The 20220-nt window shown below is 67.2% G+C and carries 14 protein-coding genes; 5 read left to right on the top strand and 9 right to left on the bottom strand.

The features are described 5' to 3' along the window. Window positions 1-10 precede the first annotated feature (10 nt). The gene (locus ACQPXH_RS15935; protein WP_433603100.1) at window positions 11-1051 is read left to right on the top strand and encodes a fatty acid desaturase family protein; all 1041 of its coding nucleotides are present in this window, start codon (window positions 11-13) and stop codon (window positions 1049-1051) included. On the opposite strand, the gene ACQPXH_RS15930 is transcribed toward ACQPXH_RS15935, so the two are convergent. The 8 genes from ACQPXH_RS15930 to ACQPXH_RS15895 form a co-directional block, all read right to left on the bottom strand. Beyond that, window positions 992-1264 (bottom strand): LuxR C-terminal-related transcriptional regulator, encoded by a 273-nt coding sequence (locus ACQPXH_RS15930; protein ID WP_433603099.1) that lies wholly within the window; start codon window positions 1262-1264, stop codon window positions 992-994. The two genes, ACQPXH_RS15935 and ACQPXH_RS15930, sit on opposite strands and share 60 nt — an antisense overlap. A gap of 51 nt (window positions 1265-1315) precedes the next feature. Next, complete coding sequence (locus ACQPXH_RS15925) at window positions 1316-2305, bottom strand: TIGR03557 family F420-dependent LLM class oxidoreductase (RefSeq protein ID WP_433603098.1); 990 nt, start codon at window positions 2303-2305, stop codon at window positions 1316-1318. 67 nt (window positions 2306-2372) lie between these two features. Then, on the bottom strand, window positions 2373-2846 hold the full coding sequence (locus ACQPXH_RS15920; protein ID WP_433603097.1) for a CinA family protein: 474 nt from the start codon (window positions 2844-2846) through the stop codon (window positions 2373-2375). Window positions 2847-2886: 40 nt separating this feature from the next. Beyond that, complete coding sequence (locus tag ACQPXH_RS15915; RefSeq protein WP_433603096.1) at window positions 2887-3666, bottom strand: enoyl-CoA hydratase-related protein; 780 nt, start codon at window positions 3664-3666, stop codon at window positions 2887-2889. A 532-nt stretch (window positions 3667-4198) separates the two neighbouring features. Beyond that, window positions 4199-5392, bottom strand: a complete 1194-nt coding sequence (locus ACQPXH_RS15910; protein WP_433603095.1) for an Ig-like domain-containing protein — start codon at window positions 5390-5392, stop codon at window positions 4199-4201. Window positions 5393-5614: 222 nt separating this feature from the next. After that, window positions 5615-6481 (bottom strand): SAM-dependent methyltransferase, encoded by an 867-nt coding sequence (locus ACQPXH_RS15905; RefSeq protein ID WP_433603094.1) that lies wholly within the window; start codon window positions 6479-6481, stop codon window positions 5615-5617. A 266-nt stretch (window positions 6482-6747) separates the two neighbouring features. Beyond that, a complete protein-coding gene (locus ACQPXH_RS15900) occupies window positions 6748-7425 on the bottom strand; it encodes a phosphodiesterase (RefSeq protein WP_433603093.1) in 678 nt (225 codons plus the stop codon). A gap of 347 nt (window positions 7426-7772) precedes the next feature. Continuing rightward, window positions 7773-9002: an NAD(P)/FAD-dependent oxidoreductase gene (locus ACQPXH_RS15895; RefSeq protein WP_433603476.1), complete on the bottom strand. Its 1230-nt coding sequence runs from the start codon at window positions 9000-9002 to the stop codon at window positions 7773-7775. Window positions 9003-9283: 281 nt separating this feature from the next. Between ACQPXH_RS15895 and ACQPXH_RS15890 the strand changes: the two genes are divergently transcribed. From ACQPXH_RS15890 to ACQPXH_RS15880, 3 genes are all read left to right on the top strand, one after another. Beyond that, window positions 9284-11578: a hypothetical protein gene (locus ACQPXH_RS15890; RefSeq protein ID WP_433603092.1), complete on the top strand. Its 2295-nt coding sequence runs from the start codon at window positions 9284-9286 to the stop codon at window positions 11576-11578. An 883-nt stretch (window positions 11579-12461) separates the two neighbouring features. After that, complete coding sequence (locus tag ACQPXH_RS15885) at window positions 12462-13157, top strand: hypothetical protein (protein ID WP_433603091.1); 696 nt, start codon at window positions 12462-12464, stop codon at window positions 13155-13157. 154 nt (window positions 13158-13311) lie between these two features. Continuing rightward, a complete protein-coding gene (locus tag ACQPXH_RS15880; protein WP_433603090.1) occupies window positions 13312-17517 on the top strand; it encodes a BTAD domain-containing putative transcriptional regulator in 4206 nt (1401 codons plus the stop codon). A gap of 181 nt (window positions 17518-17698) precedes the next feature. On the opposite strand, the gene ACQPXH_RS15875 is transcribed toward ACQPXH_RS15880, so the two are convergent. Then, window positions 17699-18349, bottom strand: coding sequence for a hemerythrin domain-containing protein (locus ACQPXH_RS15875; RefSeq protein WP_433603089.1), 651 nt, complete (start codon window positions 18347-18349; stop codon window positions 17699-17701). Window positions 18350-18729: 380 nt separating this feature from the next. On the opposite strand from ACQPXH_RS15875, the gene ACQPXH_RS15870 reads away from it, so the two are divergent. Next, window positions 18730-20217 carry an FAD-binding oxidoreductase gene (locus ACQPXH_RS15870; RefSeq protein WP_433603088.1) on the top strand — a complete coding sequence of 496 codons (1488 nt, stop codon included), beginning with the start codon at window positions 18730-18732 and terminating at the stop codon, window positions 20215-20217. The last annotated feature ends 3 nt before the right edge of the window (window positions 20218-20220 follow it).

Here is a 20220-nt window from a genome sequence, read left to right as displayed (position 1 = left end):
GGCCCAACGCGTGACACTGACCGAGACCGACCCGCGTGTCGAGCCCGACCGGATGGCGGACCGGGGCAGCGACTATGCCAGGCTGTCTCGCCGAGTGCGACAAGCAGGACTACTGAACCGGCAGCTGCGGTACTACGGCTGGCGGATCGCGGTCACGGTGGCGGCGCTGGCCGCGGGATGGACGGCGTTCGTTCTCATCGGCGACTCGTGGTGGCAGCTGGGCACTGCGATGTTTCTGGCAGTGATCTTCGCTCAGTTCGCTTTCCTCGGCCATGATGCCGGGCATCAGCAGATCTTTCGCACCCGGCGGGCCAACCAACTGTTCGGCATGATCTGCGGAAATCTCGGCATCGGGTTGAGCATCGGCTGGTGGGTCGGCAATCACAATCGGCACCACGCGAACCCCAACACCGAGGGCGCCGACCCCGACATCATGGGCGTGCTCGCGCATTCCAGTGTGCGGGCGCGGGCCGGCCGTGGCATCCGGCGGCTGATATTCCGTTACCAGGGATGGCTGTTCTTCCCGATGCTGTTCCTGGAGGCGGGCAGCCTGCACACCGCCAGTGTTCGAGCCCTGGTGCGGCGGTCGACGCCGTACTGGGGCCGGGAGGCCGTGCTGCTGGGCGCCCACGTGGCCTTGTATCTGTCCGCGGTGTTCCTCGTGCTGTCTCCGGCTAAGGCACTTGTCTTCATCGCCGTGCAGCAAGGCCTGTTCGGGTTCTACATGGGGTGCACCTTCGCACCCAACCACAAGGGGATGGCGGTACTGCCGACGCCCGGTTCAACCGACTTCCTGCGCCGTCAAGTGCTCACGTCCCGCAATGTCCGTGGCGGGTGGCTGACCGATGCCGCCCTCGGTGGCCTGAACTACCAGATCGAACACCATCTTTTCCCGTCCATGCCCCGGCCCAACCTGCGCCGGGCCCAACCGATGGTCGCCGCATTCTGCGCTGAAATCGGTGTTCCCTATTGTCACACCAGCCTTCTGGGCTCATACGGCCAAGCGCTGCGTCACCTGCACACGGTCGGTCGGTCCACCGGCGCGGCCTAATCCTCGCGGTGTTCGACGAACTGACCGGTTCCGGAAAACACAGCCCGTCAGTACCCGAACCGGTTCGGCCTGTCGATGCGTGCCGGTCTTCTCGAAGACGCGTCGCAGATGCGTGCGCACGGTATTCGCCGAAACCGCCAGTTCTTCCGCGATCGACCGCAGGCCTTCGCCGCGTAATGCCGCCGCCGCGACGCGGGCTTCGGCTCCGGTCAACCCGTACAATTGCCGCAACCGCTCGAGAAGACGGCAACCAGTGTGGACGGCCTAACCGGTATCGGCCGCACGCAGTTTCGCCAGTAGCGGTTCGGCGGCCTCGGCGAGGAACCGGTCCTGCTGCTCGTCGCCGATCTCGACGACGGCGATGTCGGTGAAGCCGGCATCCTGGTAGGGCCGCACCGCCGCCGCGATGGCGTCGAGATCGGGGCCGCACTGGATCGTCTCGGCGACGTCTTGCGGACGCACGAACTGCGTCGCGGCCGCGAAACTCGCCGGCGTCGGCAGGTTCGAGTTGACATCCCAGCCGCCCGCCGACCACCGGAACTGTTCATGGGCGCGCTGAATTGCCTTGTCGCGGTTGGTATCCCAGCTGATCGGCAGTTGTCCGGTCACGCGCGACCGGGCTGCGGCGGAGTCGTTCGCGCGGATGCGATGCCAGGACCGAACAAGTTCGGCGTCGGGACTTGTGCTGACCATTTCGTCGGCCAGAGGGGCCAGTCGCTGCACCGATCGTGGTCCGGATACCGCGACCGCGATCGGTACCGGCTGATCCGGCAGGTCCCAGACCTTTGCGGCGTCGACTCGATACCACCGGCCGAGTCGGCTGACCGTCCCGCCCGCGTGCAAGTCACGAATGATGCCGATGGCCTCCGCGAGTCGCTCCAGCCGTTCCTCGAGGCCCGGCCAGCCCGCCCCGATGACGTGCTCGTTCAGGCTCTCGCCGCTTCCGAGCCCGAGAGTGAACCGTCCTTCTGCCAGGATCTGCAACGTCGCCGCCTGCTGCGCCACAATCGCCGGGTGGTAGCGCATGGTCGGGCACGTCACGTAGGTCATCAACGGGATGCGCCGTGTCGCCTGTGCGACGGCCCCGAGAGTGGTCCAGGCATTCGGTGCGTGTCCCTGCTCCTCGAGCCACGGCGCGTAGTGGTCGCTGCTGACCAGGAAGTCGAATCCCGCCTTCTCGGCGGCGACCGCATAGCGGACGAGTTCGCGTGGGCCGCTCTGCTCGGTCATCAGTGTGTATCCGAATCGGGTCACTGTCGCTCCTTCGCTCGGCGGTGGATATCGATGGGCTACCCGTCTGCCGCGTAGATATCGGTAGCGGTCAGCTCGGGGTTTCGCCTATCGCCTCGCACACCATGTCGAGCGCGACTTCAACCGTTCGCCCCAGCACGTCTTCGGGGTCGCCATCGAAGAGCTCATGCCGTGCCCGAGTCCCGTCCTCGGCGTGGACCGCCAGCCAGACCGATCCAGCCGGTTCACCGTCCTGGGGATCGGGGCCGCCCACTCCGGTCACCGCCACAGCCACGTCCGCGCCGAGTAGTGTCCGCGCGCCGACCGCCATGGCTCGGGCCGCGGTCTCCGACACCACAGGAACCTCGGGAACGCCCAGCACCTGCCGTTTGACATCCGCACTGTAGGCAACCACCGCACCCCGCAACCACTGTGCCGAGTCCGGGGCAGCACCCAACGCCGACGACAACTGCCCGCAGGTCAACGACTCCGCGACCGCCACTGTCCGTCCCGACCGCAGGGCGGCTGCGGCCACTCGGCTCGCACACTCGTCGATTCTGGACATCGAACCAACCCCTATCGACTCCGGCAGCCCCTCCCGCCCGCTAATCGCGCCAGACGGGCGGGCGCTTCGCCAGGAAGGCCGCCATCCCTTCGCGGGCGCCGGGAAGTTGGGCGGCGGCGGCCATGACTTCCAGCGCGAGGGCATAGGCATCTGCTTCGGGGCGGTCGAGTTGGCTGTAGAGAGTGCGTTTGCCGAGTGCCTTGCTGGCCCGGCTGCCCCGGGTGGCGCGGGCGAGCAACTCTTCGACGGCGGTATCCAGTTCGGCGTCTGGCACCGCGCGGTTGATCAAGCCCCATTGTTCGGCGGTGCGGGCATCGATCGGATCGCCGGTGAGAGCCAGTTCCATCAGGCGTTTACGGCCGACAGCGCGCGCCACCGGCACCGCGGGGGTATGGCAGAACCAGCCGCCCTTGCCGCCGGGGAGCGCGAACCCGGCCGATTCGGCGGCGACGGCCAGATCGCATGAGGCCACCAGCTGGCAGCCGGCGGCCGTGGCCAGACCGTGCACCCGGGCGATCACCACCTGCGGCACCGACTCGATGGTCGACATGAGCTCGGTGCACAGTGTGAGCAGTTCCCGCACGCCGAGCAGGTCGCGTCCGGCCACGTCGGCGAAATCATGTCCCGCGGAGAACACCGGACCGTGCGCTCCGAGCACTATCCCGGTGGCGTCGGTCTCGCCGGCGGCCCGGAAGCAGGCGAGCAGTTCGGCCAGATGCTCGCCTGACAGCGCATTGCGTCGCTCGGGCCGGTTCATGGTGATGCGCACCGTGTCGCCATCCCGCGCGACCAGCAGATGCTGATACTCCAAGGCGGTCATGACTCCACCGTAGATCCTGATTTCTGCTGAGCAGCGTGTTGCAGCAAGTTGTCTCGTTCTGATCTATCGTCTCGTTCACGATTGTGACGGTGTCGGACCGGATGGTGGGGGCCATCGGTGCCTATCGGCCCACGAGAGTGGGACCAGTGGCCCTGGCCCGCCACGATCGAAGCAAATACTGTCGGCCGACAAAGTCATCCACGAACGAGCCGGTACGAAGGGTACGAGATGACATCGGTGAGATCGGATAGAGCCACACACGACATCGTTGTCGCCGATGCGATCGAGCACCTCCGACACGACTTTCCCGCTGTCGCCGCTGACGTTCTGCACGCCGCGGCTGCACGCGCACGACACGATCTCTGCGATGCGCCGGCCAGTTGGTTACCCGAACTCGCCGAGCGGTTGGCGTGGTGGCGGCTCGAATCGGCTTCGGGTGGGTTCCACCGATGGAGTCCGGTCCACCCCGCGGCGACGCCCCTGTAAAGGTCACGACAGGTCCGCGGGGGATAGCCCTCTTTTCTCGTTCGTGTCATGTGTGGGCGCTGCCGAGAAGCCAGTCGGACCAGGACATGCTCCAGTCGCCGTTCTGCCAGATGTCGAGGGGGTCGCCGCCGGTGTTGCGGACCTCGACTACGTCGCCGGGGATGACGAAGTCGTAGAACCATGCGGCGTCGTCAGGGGAGATGTTGAGGCAGCCGTGTGAGACGTTGGTGTTGCCTTGGGCCCACATGGTTGCGGCCAATTCGTGCACGAAGATTCCGTCGTGGCTGATGCGCACCGCATGGTTGATGCTGGTGCGATAGCCGCCGGAGCTGGCGGGCAGGCCGTAACTGGCGGAGTCCATGATCACCGGGTCATTTCGGTCCAGCACGGTGTAGATGCCCGGGCGGGTCCAGAACGACATGGCTCTGCCACCGACGACGGTGGTACCGCCCTTGCCCATCGATGTGGGCATGGTGCGCACCAGGTTTCCGTTGTCGAAGACCTCGATCAGTTTGGTGTCGTCGTCGGCGATCGCGACGTGCGCGGGCCCGACGATCACCGAAACCCGTTGATTGCGCAGGCCGTAGCGGCCCTCGCCGAGCGCGACGCCGAACAGTTCGGCCGCGATCGTGATCCTGGTTCCCGGTGCGTGATAGTGCTCCGGCCGCCAGTGCGCGTTCTGATCGTCGAGCCAGTACCAGGCGCCGGCGACGGCGGGCTCGGTGGTGACCTTCAGGTGACGTTCCACGGCTGCCCGATCGACAGATTCGTCGAAATGGGCGACGAGCACGAAACCTACTCCGTAGGTGTCGTTTTCGGCCAGATCGACGAGATTGGCGGAGCGCAGAGAGACGTCGACGAGCTGTTGCGGTCGCACCGTGGCGCAGGTTGTCGTCGCGGTGACGTCGCCGGATTCGCCGTGAGCCACGGCTTTCACCGTGTAGGTGTGTCCGTAGCCGAGTGGCTCGGCACTGGTCCAGGTTCGAAGATCTGGTGCCGATGCGCCCGGCAGTGATCTGCCCGTTTCATCGATCCATTCGACCGACCGCAGCGTCCCGTCCGTGACGGTGATCGTGCCGAGGCTGCGCGCATCGACATCGCGGGTGCCAGGCGGGGGATCGAATCCGATTGTGGCGACTTTGGGTGGCGGCGCGGGTTCTCGCAGCCACCCGCATCCGGCCAGGGCGAGGCCACCCGCACCACCGAAACCGATCAGCAACCGACGACGTCCCAATGCCACCGTGCATCTCCCTTCTCTGGGGTGCTGGGCCGACCTCTGTCCGTCAGCATGCGGTAGTTACGCGCGCGCCGTGGCACCGACGACCAGGATCTCCACCGATCCGTCGCACAACCGATACCGTTCCTCGATCGGATCCGGGTTCGCGTAACTCGGTCGCTTGCGGTCGGTGAAACCCGGACGCTGACGGTCCGGTGGCGCGCAATGGTCGGCCGATAAGCCAGCTCAGGGCCGTACGACGGTGGCCAGGCTGATCGATGACCGATCGGCGGCGGGCGTGCGGCCGATGCCGCGGATGTAGTCGGTGAGGTAGACGCGCTCGCCGGTCCAACCGCGGTCGGTGAACCACTCGGTGACCTCACCGCTGGGGTCGTTGTAGATCAACCGCACCCAGTCCGCGCCCGCGTCATCGTGCTCGGCCATCTCGGCGACGGCCGCCGCGGGCAGCGGATCCATCTGCTCGATCGCGACCCGGCTGCCGGGCGCGCTGAGCGAGACGATGGCGTCGAACAGCTGATCCTGCGCAGCCGACGACAGATAGATCAGCAGACCCTCCACCAGCCACGCTGTCGGCAGGGCAGGATCGAAGCCGCTGTCGCACAACGCTTTCGGCCAATCTTCACGCAGGTCCACCGGCACCTCGTGGCGCTCGGCGATCGGTTCTCGACCAGCGTGGTCGAGAGTTTCGCGCTTGAAATCCAGTACCTGCGGCCGGTCCAGCTCGTAGACGACTGTGCCGTCGGGCCACGGCAACCGGTACGCGCGGGCGTCGAGGCCGGCCGCGAGGATGACCACCTGCCGGATGCCCGCGGCCGCGGCCGCGTGTGCGTAATCGTCGAAGTACCGGGTGCGGGCGACCTGGTGCTGCTGGAACTGAATGCCGAACTCAGCGGTCAGCAACGGATGGGCGGGCACTCGACCATCGAGCAGCTCGGCCCACTCGCCGCCCGCGGCCCGCACGAAAAGCTCGGCGAACGGGTCTTCCGCCAGCGCGTCGGCCGCGCGGCCGCCAAGCGCGCGAGCCGCCGCGACGAACAACGCCGTAGATCCCACGCTGGTATTGATGTCCCAGGAGTCTCCATCGGTGCGCATGCTCGCCAACGTAGCGATCATGGCGAGCTCGGTCATTCCAGCGCACCGCTATAGCGGAAATCCTCCATGAATCGGCTACCACAGTAGGATTCACTCCACCAGAGACCGATGGTGGGGTGAAATCCTCCGGTGGAGGGGTCTGAGCCGACTGTGATCAGCTCGGAGAGCTTACCCGTTTGGCGCCGTTCGAGATCGACAGACTGCTGCGCGGGGCGGGCGGATGATGTGGTCGCGGATCTCGACGAGGTGATCACCACTGACGCCGGTCAATCCGCCTCGCCACGCCCCTGGCGGCTACCCGCGTAGGCGAACTCGCGCAGTTGCCGCACCGCCTTCGGGACCATCGCTACTTCGGCGGGGTGGTTGAGCATCGGGTCGAAGTAGTCGGTCCGGTGTTCGGCACCCTGAGCCGAGCGCAGGGTGATCCCGGCGAGTTTGCGGGTCGGGCCCGTGATGGGGCTGCCGACCAGGTCGAAGTGCACTTCGTGTGCGAGCAGGTACTCCTCGAGTACGTCGATGGACGCCGTTTTCGGTTGCGCCGCATCGGGTTCGGCGAACACCCAGGTCGGCATCGAATCGCCGAAGCGGTACGGCATGAGACCGCCGTACCTGGCACGCGACCAGCCGGTCGCGACGGTGAACACGAACCGGCCGAGGGTGCTGCGGCCCGTGGTCGCGAGCGCGAAGTCCCACGGGTTGTCGTCGCGATCGAGCACGCGGAACGCGAAGCCAAGCACGTCCGGCACCGGTCCGGGCAGGCCGGTGCCCTTGGACAGGCGAGCGATGACAGCTCGTTCACCGCTGCCGAACAGGTGCTCGAATTCGTATTCGGCGTGCAACCGGCCCGACAGGTACACCCCGTTGGGATGGAAGACCCGCGCGTGCCGGAGCCGGGCGCCGGCCGCGAATGCGCTTCGCACGACGGTGGCAGGTACATCAACCATGGCGACTCCTCCGGGGTAGACGACGTGTCGTCTCCCGGTTGCCCCGAGCATGGCCGGATAAACGGCCGGTAACCCTGTGACCAGAGGCCCGTCCGAAAATCGGGGCCCGCTGTCGAGCCGCTGGCACCCGCGCAGGCCAGCTTGCTGTCCGAGCTGGGCGGGCGGCTGCTGCCACCCGGGTTGTGGCAGTCGATGGCGGGTATGGATCGGGAGAATGGAACCGATCGCGGCGGAGGCCGCCACCAAACTCCGGGCCGCCATCGAGGTCTTGGGCGACCGCTGAGGAACAAACCGGTTTGCCTTCAACTCATTTCGGAGATACCCGTCACCACCGAGATCGTTGGTAGTCATTGGGTGGACTCGGGTCCGTGCTCGGGCGCGGCCTGCAGTTCGGGCGCGGCGGCGGCCAGTAATGCGTCGCGGTCGCGGCTCAACGGAGGATAGATGCGCCGGGTGTTGATGGCACGCTTGGTGTCTTTAGCCTCCTCGCCGGACGCGACCACGTGGCGATCCCAGCCCTCGGTGTACACCGCGCCTGCCGGTCCCAGATCGAGAACCGTTACATACCAAGGGATCCGCAACGGCATCACGGGCTTGCCCAGAAGATCGCCGATGACGTTGTAGCCGACCCAACGGCCCATCGGGCGGCTGTGCTGGCAGGACATCACCGACATATGCTCGTCGTCCATTTTTGCCGCGGCGACGTCACCGGCGGCGAATACCCCGGGCACACCGCGGACCCGCAGATAATCGTCGACGGGAAGTCGACCCAGCCGGTCACGGTCGACCCCGAAATCCGCGGTCAGCGGGTTGGCCCGCATGCCGGCACACCAGACGACGGTGGCGGCGGGCACCACTTCACCCGAGGACAGCGTCAGCCCACGCTCATCGATCGCGACCACCCCGACACCCAACTTGGTCTCGATCCCGCTGGAGGCCAGCGCCGCCTCGATGACCGGCCGCGCCGATGCACCCATGTCCGAGCCGACGAGCGGGTTGCGGTCGATCAGGATGACCCGCGGTGCGGCAGCACGCGTCGTAAAGGCGGCCGCGAGCATCGCGGGCAGCCCAGTCGCCTCTTCGATCCCCGTCAAACCTGCCCCGACGACGACTACTGTCGCGGCCGCCGGGTCAGCGGGGCCCTCGGCAAGTCGGCACAGGTGGGCTTGCAGTCTGGTCGCCGCGTCATGGGTGTCGATGTCGAAACCGAACTCCCGCAGGCCAGGGATATCGGGCTTGACCACCTGGCTGCCCACCGCGAGCACGAGCCGGTCGTAGCGGTGAGCGCCCGCGGTGGATTCCACGACCCGTGCCGACGCGTCGATCGCCGTCACTTCGCCGAGGATATGCTCGATTCCGACCGGATCGAGAAGATCGCTCAGTGGGATGCGGGAAGTGCTCAGGTCGGTCTCATAGTCGCGCACGCGGATGTCGTGGTACGGCGTGGAACTGATCATCGTGATATCGACGGTTCCGACCGCCACACCGAGCTCGTCGAGCCGCCGGGCTGCCGCGAGCGCCGCCCACAGACCCGCGAACCCGGACCCGAGAACCACGACACGCGAAGGATCGGTCACTGCAGCGCGCTGCACATCGTGATTCTAATAGTCGGACAGCCGCCCTCTCGCGGCATCGACCCGGCAACACACTCGAAACCGGCTGAAGGCCGAGCCCGTAGGACCAGCCAGGCATCGCGCCGCCATCGAAAAGTGAAGGTAGAGAACACAATCCTCGGATGACCGGGCCGACCGTGGCGTCAACCGCGTGAGCAGCCAAATCCTGGCAAGAGGTTGACGCACGACACCTAGTTGTGCGTGTCGTGTTGACCGACGCGTGCCCGGTTCTGAGGATGGGCGGCGTGACCTGGATCGGGAGCGCCGTGCGGGCGCGGGGTGGGTGGCTGTGGATGGTGTTGGTCGTACTGGCCGGTGTGGTAGTCCCGGTGACGCTGGTGCCCGGTACGGGAGGCGCGAACGACGGCGCGGATGCGGAGTGGTCGGCCACTTCGGATACGTTCGCGCCGAACGATTTTCGAGCCGCCCCATATCTGGGCAATGGGCGGATCGGCACGATGCTACCTCCCAGCGGCGGCGGGTATCACGATTACGGTGACACGGCACGTACCGCGTTTCCGTTGCAGCAGCCTCGGTATACCGGCACGTATCTGGCGGGTTTCTACGCTCAAGGGGGTCCCTCGCCGCAGTACACGCAGGTGATCGCGGCGTTACCGGCCTGGTCTGGGCTCACCGTCGGGGTCGCCGGTCAGCAATATCGAGCCGATGTGGATCCGGCGGACGTACACGACTACAGGCAGACGCTGGATTACCGGACCGCCACGGCGACAACGCAAGTCACCTGGACCCCGGACCCCGAGCATCGGGTACGGCTGCGTTACGACACGTTCGTGTCCCGCTCGCGACCCGATCTGGCGGTGCAGCGGTTGACCGTCGCCCCGGACTTCTCGGGAGATCTCGATGTCACCGATCTGATCGACACCGCTGCCACGCGGCGGGCGTCCCCGGTCACCGCCTTCGCCGATCCGGCTCGCAAGCAAAGTGTCGCAGGGGTGCGCGCGGACGGCTCGCCGGACACCGCGTTCGTGGTTTCGGCCGTCGATACACCACCGCACACCGCGGCTGCAGCGCTGCCCGCCACCTGCGGGATCCGCTACACCACGCCGGTGACCGAGGGTGGCAGTTACACCTTCACCAAGTATGTGGGGATCTCGTCGACCAACTACGGTCCCGATCCGCAGGCCGCTGCCACGACCGCGGCCGAGTCCGGCCGTGCGGAGGGTTACAACACCGCATACGGCGCGCATGCGGCCGCGTGGGACCAGTTGTGGCAGAAAGGGATCGAGATCGCCGGGCGCGACGACTACACCCATTGGATTCACGCGGCCATGTATTCGGTGCTGGCCAGCGTCCGTGCAGGCGATCGGTGGGCCGTGCAGCCCGCGGGACTGTCTTCCGACGACTACGGTGGCTTAACGTTCTGGGATGCCGACACCTGGATCTTCCCGACACTGCTGGCGCTGTACCCGGACCTGGCCCGCACGATAGTCGACTTCCGTAGCCAGGCCCTGCCGGCGGCGCGAGCCAACGCGCGCGGTTACGGGCTCCCAGGTGCGCTGTATCCGTGGAACGACGGCCCTGCCCAGCGGTGCGCCTCACCGTGGGTGTGCGGGCTCACCGAAGAACACCTGCACAACGAAATCGCCCTGGCACAGTGGCAGTACTACACCGCTACCGGCGATCGGCAATGGCTGCACAGCAGCGGTGCCCCGGTGATCACCGCGATCGCCGACTATCTCACCGCCCGAGTAGGCCCGAAAATGCCCGACGGCAAATACCATTACGTGCCCGCCGCCGGCGCCGACGAGTACGTCGCCGTCACTATCGACAATGCTCTCACCAACGGCGGCGTGATGAATACGATGCGCATCGCTGCCCAGGCCGCCGGGTCGGCGGGGCTGCCGGTCGACCCACGCTGGGCCGACATCGCTGCCAACATGGCTATGCCACCCGACATCGCTCCCGGCGTACCCGCCGAATACCTCGGATACGCGGGCGCACCGATCAAGCAGGCGGATACCGTCCTGCTCAGCTACCCGTTCTCCTACGCCACACCTGGGTACTCGCCGGTCGACACCCTGCACTACTACTTCGACCGGACCGACCCCGACGGCCCGAACATGAGTAATGCCGTCGGCGCGATCCTCAGCGCCGAATACGATCCCTGCCGTACCCAGTACTACCTGGACCGATCGGTGCAGCCATACGTACGCGGTCCCTACAATTTCCACTCCGAAGCCCGCGGTGACCGTTCCGGCGCCAACGTAGTCGGCCAGGCGGCCTGGATCTTCGTTACCGGCGCGGCGGGTTTCCTGCAGGGACTGCTTTACGCCCCGACCGGTCTGCGCTGGACCGATACGAATCCGCGACTGCACCCCATGCTGCCCAACGGATTCCCACACGGCATAACCATCCGCGGACTCTCGGTGGGCGCCGGCACCGTCACCGTCCGCATCACCCCGGACACCACGACGCTCACCCTCACCTCCGGCGAGCCGATAACCTTCGACACCCCCGCAGGCCTGAAAACCGTCACCTCGACACAACCACTGCGAATACCCACCCGATCAGCCTGCTGACCGTTGAGATGCCAGTGCCCCAGGCCGCCCGGGGCACGATCCACTGGGTCGCCATCGGTCGCATGCTGGCCCGCGACGAAAGGCAGCCCGGGTTCTCGGACTAGCTCAGAGGCTCACTCAGATGCACCAGACGACACTGCCGAGGGGGAAACACCACGTAGCCGATCCGAATGATCCGTCGACCGGAGCGACGGAGGACGCCGGAGGCGCCGCGGCAGTCGAATCGGCAGTGGCTGCCGGTGCCGCGAGGACGAACAGGGGCGCGGCGATAACAGTCGCGGCTAGAGTTTTCACGATCTTGCTAGACATTTTGCTTCCTTACAACGAACTTTATGAGTCCGCGTAGTGGGCCGCGCTGCCGAGCTACCGGACTGGGGCTGCTGCGAATGCGTTACGTGCCGAATCGACTTTGCGACACGTGATTCGTTACTTGGTGAAGTACATGATGCGTCCCGATCGGAACGCGCATTCGGGCCGACCGACAGCTGTAGCAGCGACCGGACCGGACAAGACGTCGTTCGGTACTGCGGAACGCGTCAACAACAGCTTACCGCTGGCTACCAGGCGATCCGGGCGGAGCGCGAACCTTTAGAAGATACTTCGATGCGCACCCGTGACATACGTGCTGGCGAACTCGCAGCCACGATACGTCGCATGGGAATGGATCGAGCCGCCACCGGACGCGAAGGCGGCGCGGCACCAGACGGAGAAGCCTCAGCCGGACCGCGAGAGCATCCCCGCGCGGCTGATCCGGATCGCTCAGGCGGTCACCGCGGTCGCGGGTGCCGGGTCGTCGGCGCATAGGCCGCTCGGCAAGCGGTGCCACCGGGTTCGCAAGTCGGTGGCAAGTCGTGGTGAATGCCGGTGGCGGAGAGTGCGTTCCATGACTAGGACCGAAGTACCGCCCGCGACCGATCGATACATCCGGTGGCAAGCTTATGCACTGATCGCCGGGGGTGTGCTGTTCGCGGTGGGCAATGGGTTGCACCCATTGGAACATTCCGAAGCCGCCGAACAAGCGAGCACTTGGGCGGCCGCACACCTGACCTTCACTGTCGGTGCGGTGCTGCTCGCGGTCGGGCTCGGGGTGGTGACCTCGGGTTGGACCGGCGCCGACCATCGAGCATCAACCACCGACCGGCGAGTGTCGGAAGGCGTGGGATCGGGTGCCACCGCTCCGCCGCCGACACGCGGCGCGATCGCGAAGGTCGCCACCGCCGCCGGGGTCCTGTTGTATCTCGGTCTGACCCTGGCCATTCCGATCGGCGCCTACCACGAGATCTACGTGGCCCCGCAGCTTTCGCACCACGAGCAACATCGAATCGAGGACGCCGCGCTGCCCGTGACCGGTCCGCTCGCCGCCGCCTTCCTGCTGGGAGCGTTGTTGATCGCGGTCTGCGCCCTGCTCGCGCCGCGTCCCCGCATGGGCCGCGCCTCTGGAGCCCTGATCGTGCTCGCGGTCCTGGCCATGGCCGGGGCGGAAGGTCTGCCTGGTGCGCAGGGCCTGTGGGTCATTCCCGGCACCATCGTGATGGGCCTGGTCCTCGCCGCCGCCGGAGTGCGCGCCCTGCGCGACTGAACCTCACCGACCACGTCTCATCGGGCCCGGTCCGCGTCGTTTCAGCGTTCTCCGAGTGCGATGCGGTCACCGGTTCGTCGGTCGCGCTGTTCTCGAGGGTATCTCTGACCCGGCTCGGTGGGTGTGGCGGCCGGTCGGGACTTAGGCTGGAGCAATGCGATCCGGCCGTGAAGTTACCGAACCGGTTGTCGCAGTCGATGTACCCCCTGTGGTGACTGTGGACGTACTCGGCGCGCTGCGTGTGACGGTGGACGGCCGCCCAGCGACGTTGCGGGGGCCCATGCAGGGCGCCGTGCTGGCGCGGCTGGTCGTGGCCGCTGGCGCTGTGGTGTCGGCCGATAGGCTGATCGAGGATCTGTGGCAGGGCGAACCGCCACCCAAAGCCTCCGGCGCACTGCAAGCCCATATCTCCTACCTCCGCCGCGCCCTCGAACCCCGCCGCCCGCCCCGCGCCCCGGCCCGCGTGGTGATATCCCAAGCCCCCGGCTACGCCCTGCGCGCCGACCTCACCGACGTGGACGCCTGGCATTTCGAGCGCCTGCTCGCCGCCGCCGCCACCGAAATCGACCCATCGACCCGCTACGGAGTCCTGGACACCGCACTGGCCCTCTGGCGTGGACCCGCCCTGGCCGCCTACGCCGACTCCGACTGGGCCGCACCGGAAATCACCCGCCTCACCGATATGCGCTGGACCGCCATGGAACAGCGCGCCGACGCCGCCCTGCGTCTGGACCGCCCCGCCGAGGCCGCCACCACGCTACACCGCCTTGTAGACGACCATCCCGAACGCGAAACCGCCGCCCGCCTGCTGGCCCTGGCCCTCTACCGCTTGGGCCGCCCACTCGAAGCTCTCGCCGTCCTCCGCCGCATCCGCACCCATCTCGCCACCGAATTCGGCGTCGAATCCAGTCCGCCCCTGCGCGATCTGGAATCCGCTATCCTGACCCACGACCCGGCCCTGACCTTCACTTCCGACCTCGGATCAGCCCGACAGTCAGCCGAGATGCCTTCGCTCCGTACCCATCTCGAAGTCGGCAGCACCGATTCGCATGGCAGCGGCTCGACTCCTTCCGCACCGGTGCGAGACAACCCGATCGCGGCGACAGCGAATGCCGCACACCGGTGGGAATCGGATGAACGGACCACTCTCGATTCCCCAGGCGCTCCGGTGCTCTCGGCTCCGGAGCTGCCCGCCACGACCGGTTCACCAGAGCGCGGACGGTCGAATCCGGCCGGGGTCGCGCCCGACGTCGTGACGACCATCACCGATGCGACTACCGGGCACCTCGATTCGTCTCCGACTCCACCGGATTCGGCACCTGTGGGCACAGCGCCGGGCGCGATGCCGGAGGTCGTCGGCTACACCGAGCAGCGGGCCACACTGCTGACAGCGGCGCGGGAGGCGTCGGCGGGCCGGGCGCGACTGGTGTGGGTCGAGGGTGAAGCCGGTGCCGGGAAATCGACACTGGTCGCAGCAGTTGCCGCAGAGCTGACCGGGCGCGGCTGGAACGTGGTCACTGGTCGATGCCCAGAGGTGGACGGCGCGCCCGCGGCCTGGGCCTGGCGGCAGGCGCACGCGGAATTAGGCACTGTCGCAAGGGAATCCGATGATCTCGCGGAGTGGCGGGCGGAGGAGGCCGGAGCCGGGTGGGTGCCGCCGGTAGCCGAGACGGCCGTGTCGACGGCGGCGAGTGCGGTGGCTTCAAGCGTGCTGCCGGAGGTGGAAGCAGGTTCGCCCGCGGCGGTCGGGGCCGAGCTGCCGCGGATTTCACGCAGGGGTGTGGCGGATACGCCAGTGGTGGTGCGAATTGCGGCGCCGCGGGTTTCGCCGGGGGCAGAGGAGGATTCGACCCCTTTCGAGTTGGCGCGGGCCGTGGCGCGGCGGTGTGTCGGGGTGGGGCCGCTGCTGGTGGTGCTGGAGGACGCACATCGGGCGGAGGGGGCGACTTTGCAGATTCTGCGGCAGGTGGTGGCGTGGACGGCGGGGGAGCCGGTGTTGTTCGTGGTGACGTTGCGCGGGTCGGAGGCGGGGGAGGAGGTGCGGGCCACGTCGGCGGCGCTGGCGGCGGTGACGGCGGGGCGGTTGGAACTCGGCGGGCTGGATGCGGTGGCGGTGCGGGTTGTGCTTGCGGCGGCCGGGGTCGCCGGGATCGAGGATAGTACCGCGGAATCGGTGCGGGAGCGGACCGGTGGAAACCCGCTGTTCGTGACCGAGTTGGCGAAACTGGCTGCGGCGGAAGGGAATCTGCTGGGGGTGCCGGCGGGGGTGCGCGATGTGCTGCACCGCCGGATCGCCCGATTGCCCGCCGAGGCGGCGCGACTGCTGCGGCTGCTATCGGTGTGGGGTGACGAGGCCGATATCGATTCGCTGCTGCAACTGGCGGGGGAGAGCGAGGAGACGCTGATCGACCTGGTTGATACGGCGGTGGTGGCGGGGCTACTGCGGATCGACGGAACCGGTGGGCGAATCCGCTTCGGACACGCCTTGACTCGTGATGCCGTGTACGACGGAATTCCCGTGCTGCGACGCGCCCGCATGCATTGGACGGCTCTCGGAGTGGCCGAGCGCGCACCCGCACCCGACCTGGACGTACTGGCCCATCACGCCCTTGTCGGCGCGCACGCGGGCAATGCCGAACAGGCGCTCGCGCATGTGCTCGCTGCGGCCCGTCACCGCATCGCGCGCCGCGGGTTCGCCGAATCCGAACCGCTCTGGCGCGCCGTGCTGGACCTGCACACCCTGGCCGGTCACCCGGACGACGGCACCCATCGTGATGCCGGCATCGCCATCCTGGAAGCCCGCTGCGCCCGCGTCGCCGCCCTCGCTTACGGCGGAAACGACGTCGCCGCCCGCCTGTTGCGCGCCCAGGCCCTCGACCTTGCCGAACGCTTGGCAAGGCCCTCCGGCCCACCCCTGCGCGCCGCTGGGCCTACGGCGGGAATGGTGAGGCCACCAGCTTCCGGCGACTCGGCGTCGCCACTTATCGGCATCGCGCAAGCACATGGGCTCGAGTTCGACGGCGCACAGAATCTCGAGATTGCCGGCACACAGAACATCGATGCCGAAACCGCGCAGAACATCGGTGCCGAGGGCGCGCAGAACATCGGTGCCGAAGGCGCGCAGAACCTTGGTGTCGCCGAAGGCACGCAGAACATCGGTTTCGCCGGTGCACGGAACCTTGGTTCCGCCAGCGTACCGACTCCTGGCGAAGCTGGATTCGGCACGGTGAGCCCATCAGGTCTCGATATCTCGGACGCTCGGAGTTCCAGTGCCGCAGCGGATCCGGTCGCGTTCGCGCTCGGGTGCTGGCGCGCACCGCTGATCTGGGCAACGCGGGACAAGCGGTTGCCGGATGAGCGCATGATCGGTGCGTTGCGCTCTACGCTGGATCGCCCGTTGGCGGTGGCGGATCGGGTGCGGTTGCTGGTGACGCTGGTGTTCGAGGTGGAGGGAGACGACAATCGGCTGGCTTTCGCGGCGTCGGCGGAGGCGGTGGCACTGGCGCGGGAATTCGGTGATGCCGAATTGCTTTGTGCCGCGGTGAATGCGCGGGCCTTCCTGGCCTTGGGGCCGGATCTGTGGGGGGAGCGCGCTCCGCTGGTGGCCGAGTTGCTCGCGGTGTCCACGGCGGCGGGGCTGGTGGAGTTCCAGGCGGTCGCACATTTCCTGGGTTGTCTGATCGCGTGCAGCGCCAATGATTTGGTGGCTGCGCGCGCGGAGGCCGAACGCGGATTGGAGTGCGCGACCGGTGGGCAGTTGCGTCAGATGCTGACCGTGCTGTCGACGTTCTCGGCGGTGCTGTCGCTCCTGCGCGGCGAGTTGGCCGCCGCCGAGCGAATCTACGCCGAATGCAGTGCGGCGATGGTCGCCTCCGGCACCGCGAACGGCGCCGAACTCTTGATCGTGTCCGCCATGGTGCTGGGCTGGGCGCGCGGGGACCTGTCGGCACTGGTGGAGCCGATGTCCACGGTGTACGCGGTCGCGCCCAAGGCCATGGCGTTCCCGTATGTGCTTGCGCTGTGGGATGCGGGTCAGATCGACAGGGCCCGTGAGGTTTTCGTCAAGGCCGCGCCGATCAAACGTGACCACTACTGGTCGGTCATGGTGGTATTTCGCGCTCGGGCCGCGATCCGGTTGAACGACTGTGCGGCCATGACCGAGTGCTACCGCGACATGCTGCAGCGGGCGGGCACCATGGCGGGCCTGGATACCGGTTCGGTGGTCTACGGCCCCATGGACACGGTGCTCGCCGAACTCGCCGACGCTCTTGGCGACCCGGCCGAGGCCGCCGACCACCGCGCCCACGCCGCCGCATTGTCGGCTCACATCGCCGCTCAGCTGGACGAGCTGCAGGATTGATCGGCGACCGCGCCTGCTATCACGATCGGCGGCCCGACGACCCGGCGAACCCAGGCCATCGACGCGCTCCGGCGCATTCGCGACGAGATCCGCGTGCGTGCGGAGGCCCTCGTCATCGAACTCGTCGGCCGCAACGGCCGATCCGCATCGAAGACGCGTCGAATCGAGTAGTGTCGCGCGGTCACAGCCCGTTGATGAGCCGTTCGCGGCGGCGGTGGGCGCGCCCGAACCAGCGCAGCATGAGTTTCAGTATCAGCCCGCCTTCGGCGCTGGCGCGTTCCCATTCCTCCGGCGTGCACATCCCGAACATGCGGGGTAGTTCGAAACTCATCCTCGCGCCCCGGCGAGCGGCGGCTTCGACTCGATTCCACTGCTCGGCGCTGAGCTGGGCCGTGATGACCGGGAAGATGGTCGCCTCCTCGTCACCGATGTGTTCGGTGAGCAGCGTGTGCAGGTGTCCGAGGCCGGTGGTGAGTTCGGCGGCCGACTCGGGCGCGCAGCGGGCGAAGGCGCGGGCGGTGACGCGCAGCCCGTCGAGGAGCGGGTCGAGCTGGGCGTGGTCGTCTTCGAGTTCGCGGAGGTCGATCGTGCTGTCGGCATTATCGCGCAGCAGTGGCCACAGCACCGTGTCCTCGATGTCGTGGTGATGGTGGATGCTGTCGCAGAGCAGCAGCAGGTATTCGGTGACGGCTGCGGCCCGGGTAGGTGGGCAGGCGGTGTGCCCGGCAGCGATGTCGGCGGTGAGGCCGGCCAGGCGGGCGGTGTCGGCGAGCATGGCGCGGTGGGCCAGGCGCATACCCAGCAGGTCGGGCGCAGTGGTGTGTATCGGCATACTTGAGACAGTGCCTGGAGTGGCTTGCACCCTACTTGCGACTAACTGAAGGCGGTTCCCGCACAGTGGGCCTGCTGTGCAGGATCTCCCGGCGAACGACCCGGTCGAGACCTATGAGGCACTCGTGCGGTTTGGGCCGCCCGCAGTCGATTTCCTACTGCCACACGGCAATTGGGCGACTCCGTCGCCCAGGCGGACCGCTGAGAGCAGGGCTGCGATATCGGATTCCTCCGAATCGAGAGCCTGCCGCAGCTCAGTAGTCGACGGGGCCACTGCGGCACCAGGACGATCAAATCCTTTACATGCGCATCGAGCGATACAGGCTTCGAGGAAGCTGGAGATGTAAGTGTTGGCATACTCGCGCGGAGAGGATCTGGACCTTGAGCGATTTTTCTCGCCGTGACCTGCTCAGGACGTCGGCGGCCGCTGGCGTCGGAGCAGTCGTTGTCGCGGGCCTGACGGCCGCGGACACGCCGGATATTGCGGACGCAAGCACCCGGGGAAGTGTGGCCGCGATGCTGACCGGCCACATCGTCTGCCCCGGTGACGAGTCGTACACGGATGCACGACTCGGCTGGGACCAGCTCTTTTCTCACTATCCACTGGTCATCGCCTTCGCACAGGAAGCCAAGGACGTGGTGAACGCCCTCACGTGGGCGCGGCAGCACGACATCGCGCTGCGGGTGCGCAGCGGCCGCCACGCCCTCGAAGGCTGGTCGAACGTCGACAACGGCATCGTAATCGACGTCAGCCAGCTGAAATCGGTCCAGATCAACCCTGGCGCTCGTATGGCGACGGTCGGTGCCGGGCTGAACCAACTGGAAGCCGTGACGACGCTCGCGAAGCAGAACCTTGCGGTCACAACCGGAAGCGAGGGCAGCGTAAGCCTGTGCGGTGCGACGCTCGGCGGTGGTCTCGGGCCCCTCAACCGCTGGCTCGGCATGGCCTGCGACAGCCTGATGGCGGCCGAGGTCGTCGTCGCGTCGGGTCACGACTGCGCCGAGGTGATCAACGCGGACTTGCGGCACCACTCGGACCTGCTCTGGGCGCTGCGCGGGGCGGGAAACGGCAACTTCGGGATCGTCACACAACTCACCTACAAGGTGTATCCGCTCTCCCATCTCGCCTATGTGCAGGCGACATGGGACGGACTCGGGAACCTGTACGGGGTCTTCGAAGCATGGCAGCGTACGGTACCGTCCGCCGCCGACCGTCTGGGATCCGAACTCGAGATCCACAAGTCCCAGATCCTGCTGTCCGCGTGGCTTGCGGACGGGGCAGCGGCACAGGCCACAGAGATGCTGGCTCCGATCCTGTCGATCGGCACGCCCGATGTCACGGTGCAGGTCGGTAACTGGGGCGACTTCTTTGCCGGAGCCCAGGTCCCGCTCGCGCAAGAGCGCGCGAACTGGAAGTTCTTCTCGCAGTTCGTCAAAGAGCCGTTCCCGAAGCAGGCGATCGACATCATCGGCGACTTCATGCGAAATGCTCCCACAGAGGACAGCAACTACTTCGTCGATGCCTTCGGTGGGGCGATCACGCGGGAGCCCCCCGGCGGCACGGCGTTCGCGCATCGCGACGCGCTTTTCTACGGTGAGATCGGCGCGGCCTGGGGGACTCGTTCAACACAACCAGGCGTCAGCGACGCGCTGACCTCGCAGGCCCAGGCCTGGACCGCTGAGTTCAGCCAGGCGCTGCGGCCCTACGCGGACGGCGCCTACGTCAACGTGCCGAACGTCGGAATGCAAGAGTGGGAGACCGCCTACTGGGGGAGCAAGCGCTTCGAGCGGCTGCGCAGGATCAAGGCGAAGTACGACCCCCACAACGTCTTTCAGTACGAGCAGAGCATCCCCCCCGCGTCACACTGATCG

Origin of the sequence: Nocardia sp. CA-135953, from assembly GCF_050955735.1 — a bacterium.
In the GTDB taxonomy this organism is placed as follows: domain Bacteria; phylum Actinomycetota; class Actinomycetes; order Mycobacteriales; family Mycobacteriaceae; genus Nocardia.
This window is presented reverse-complemented; position numbering and strand designations above follow the sequence as displayed.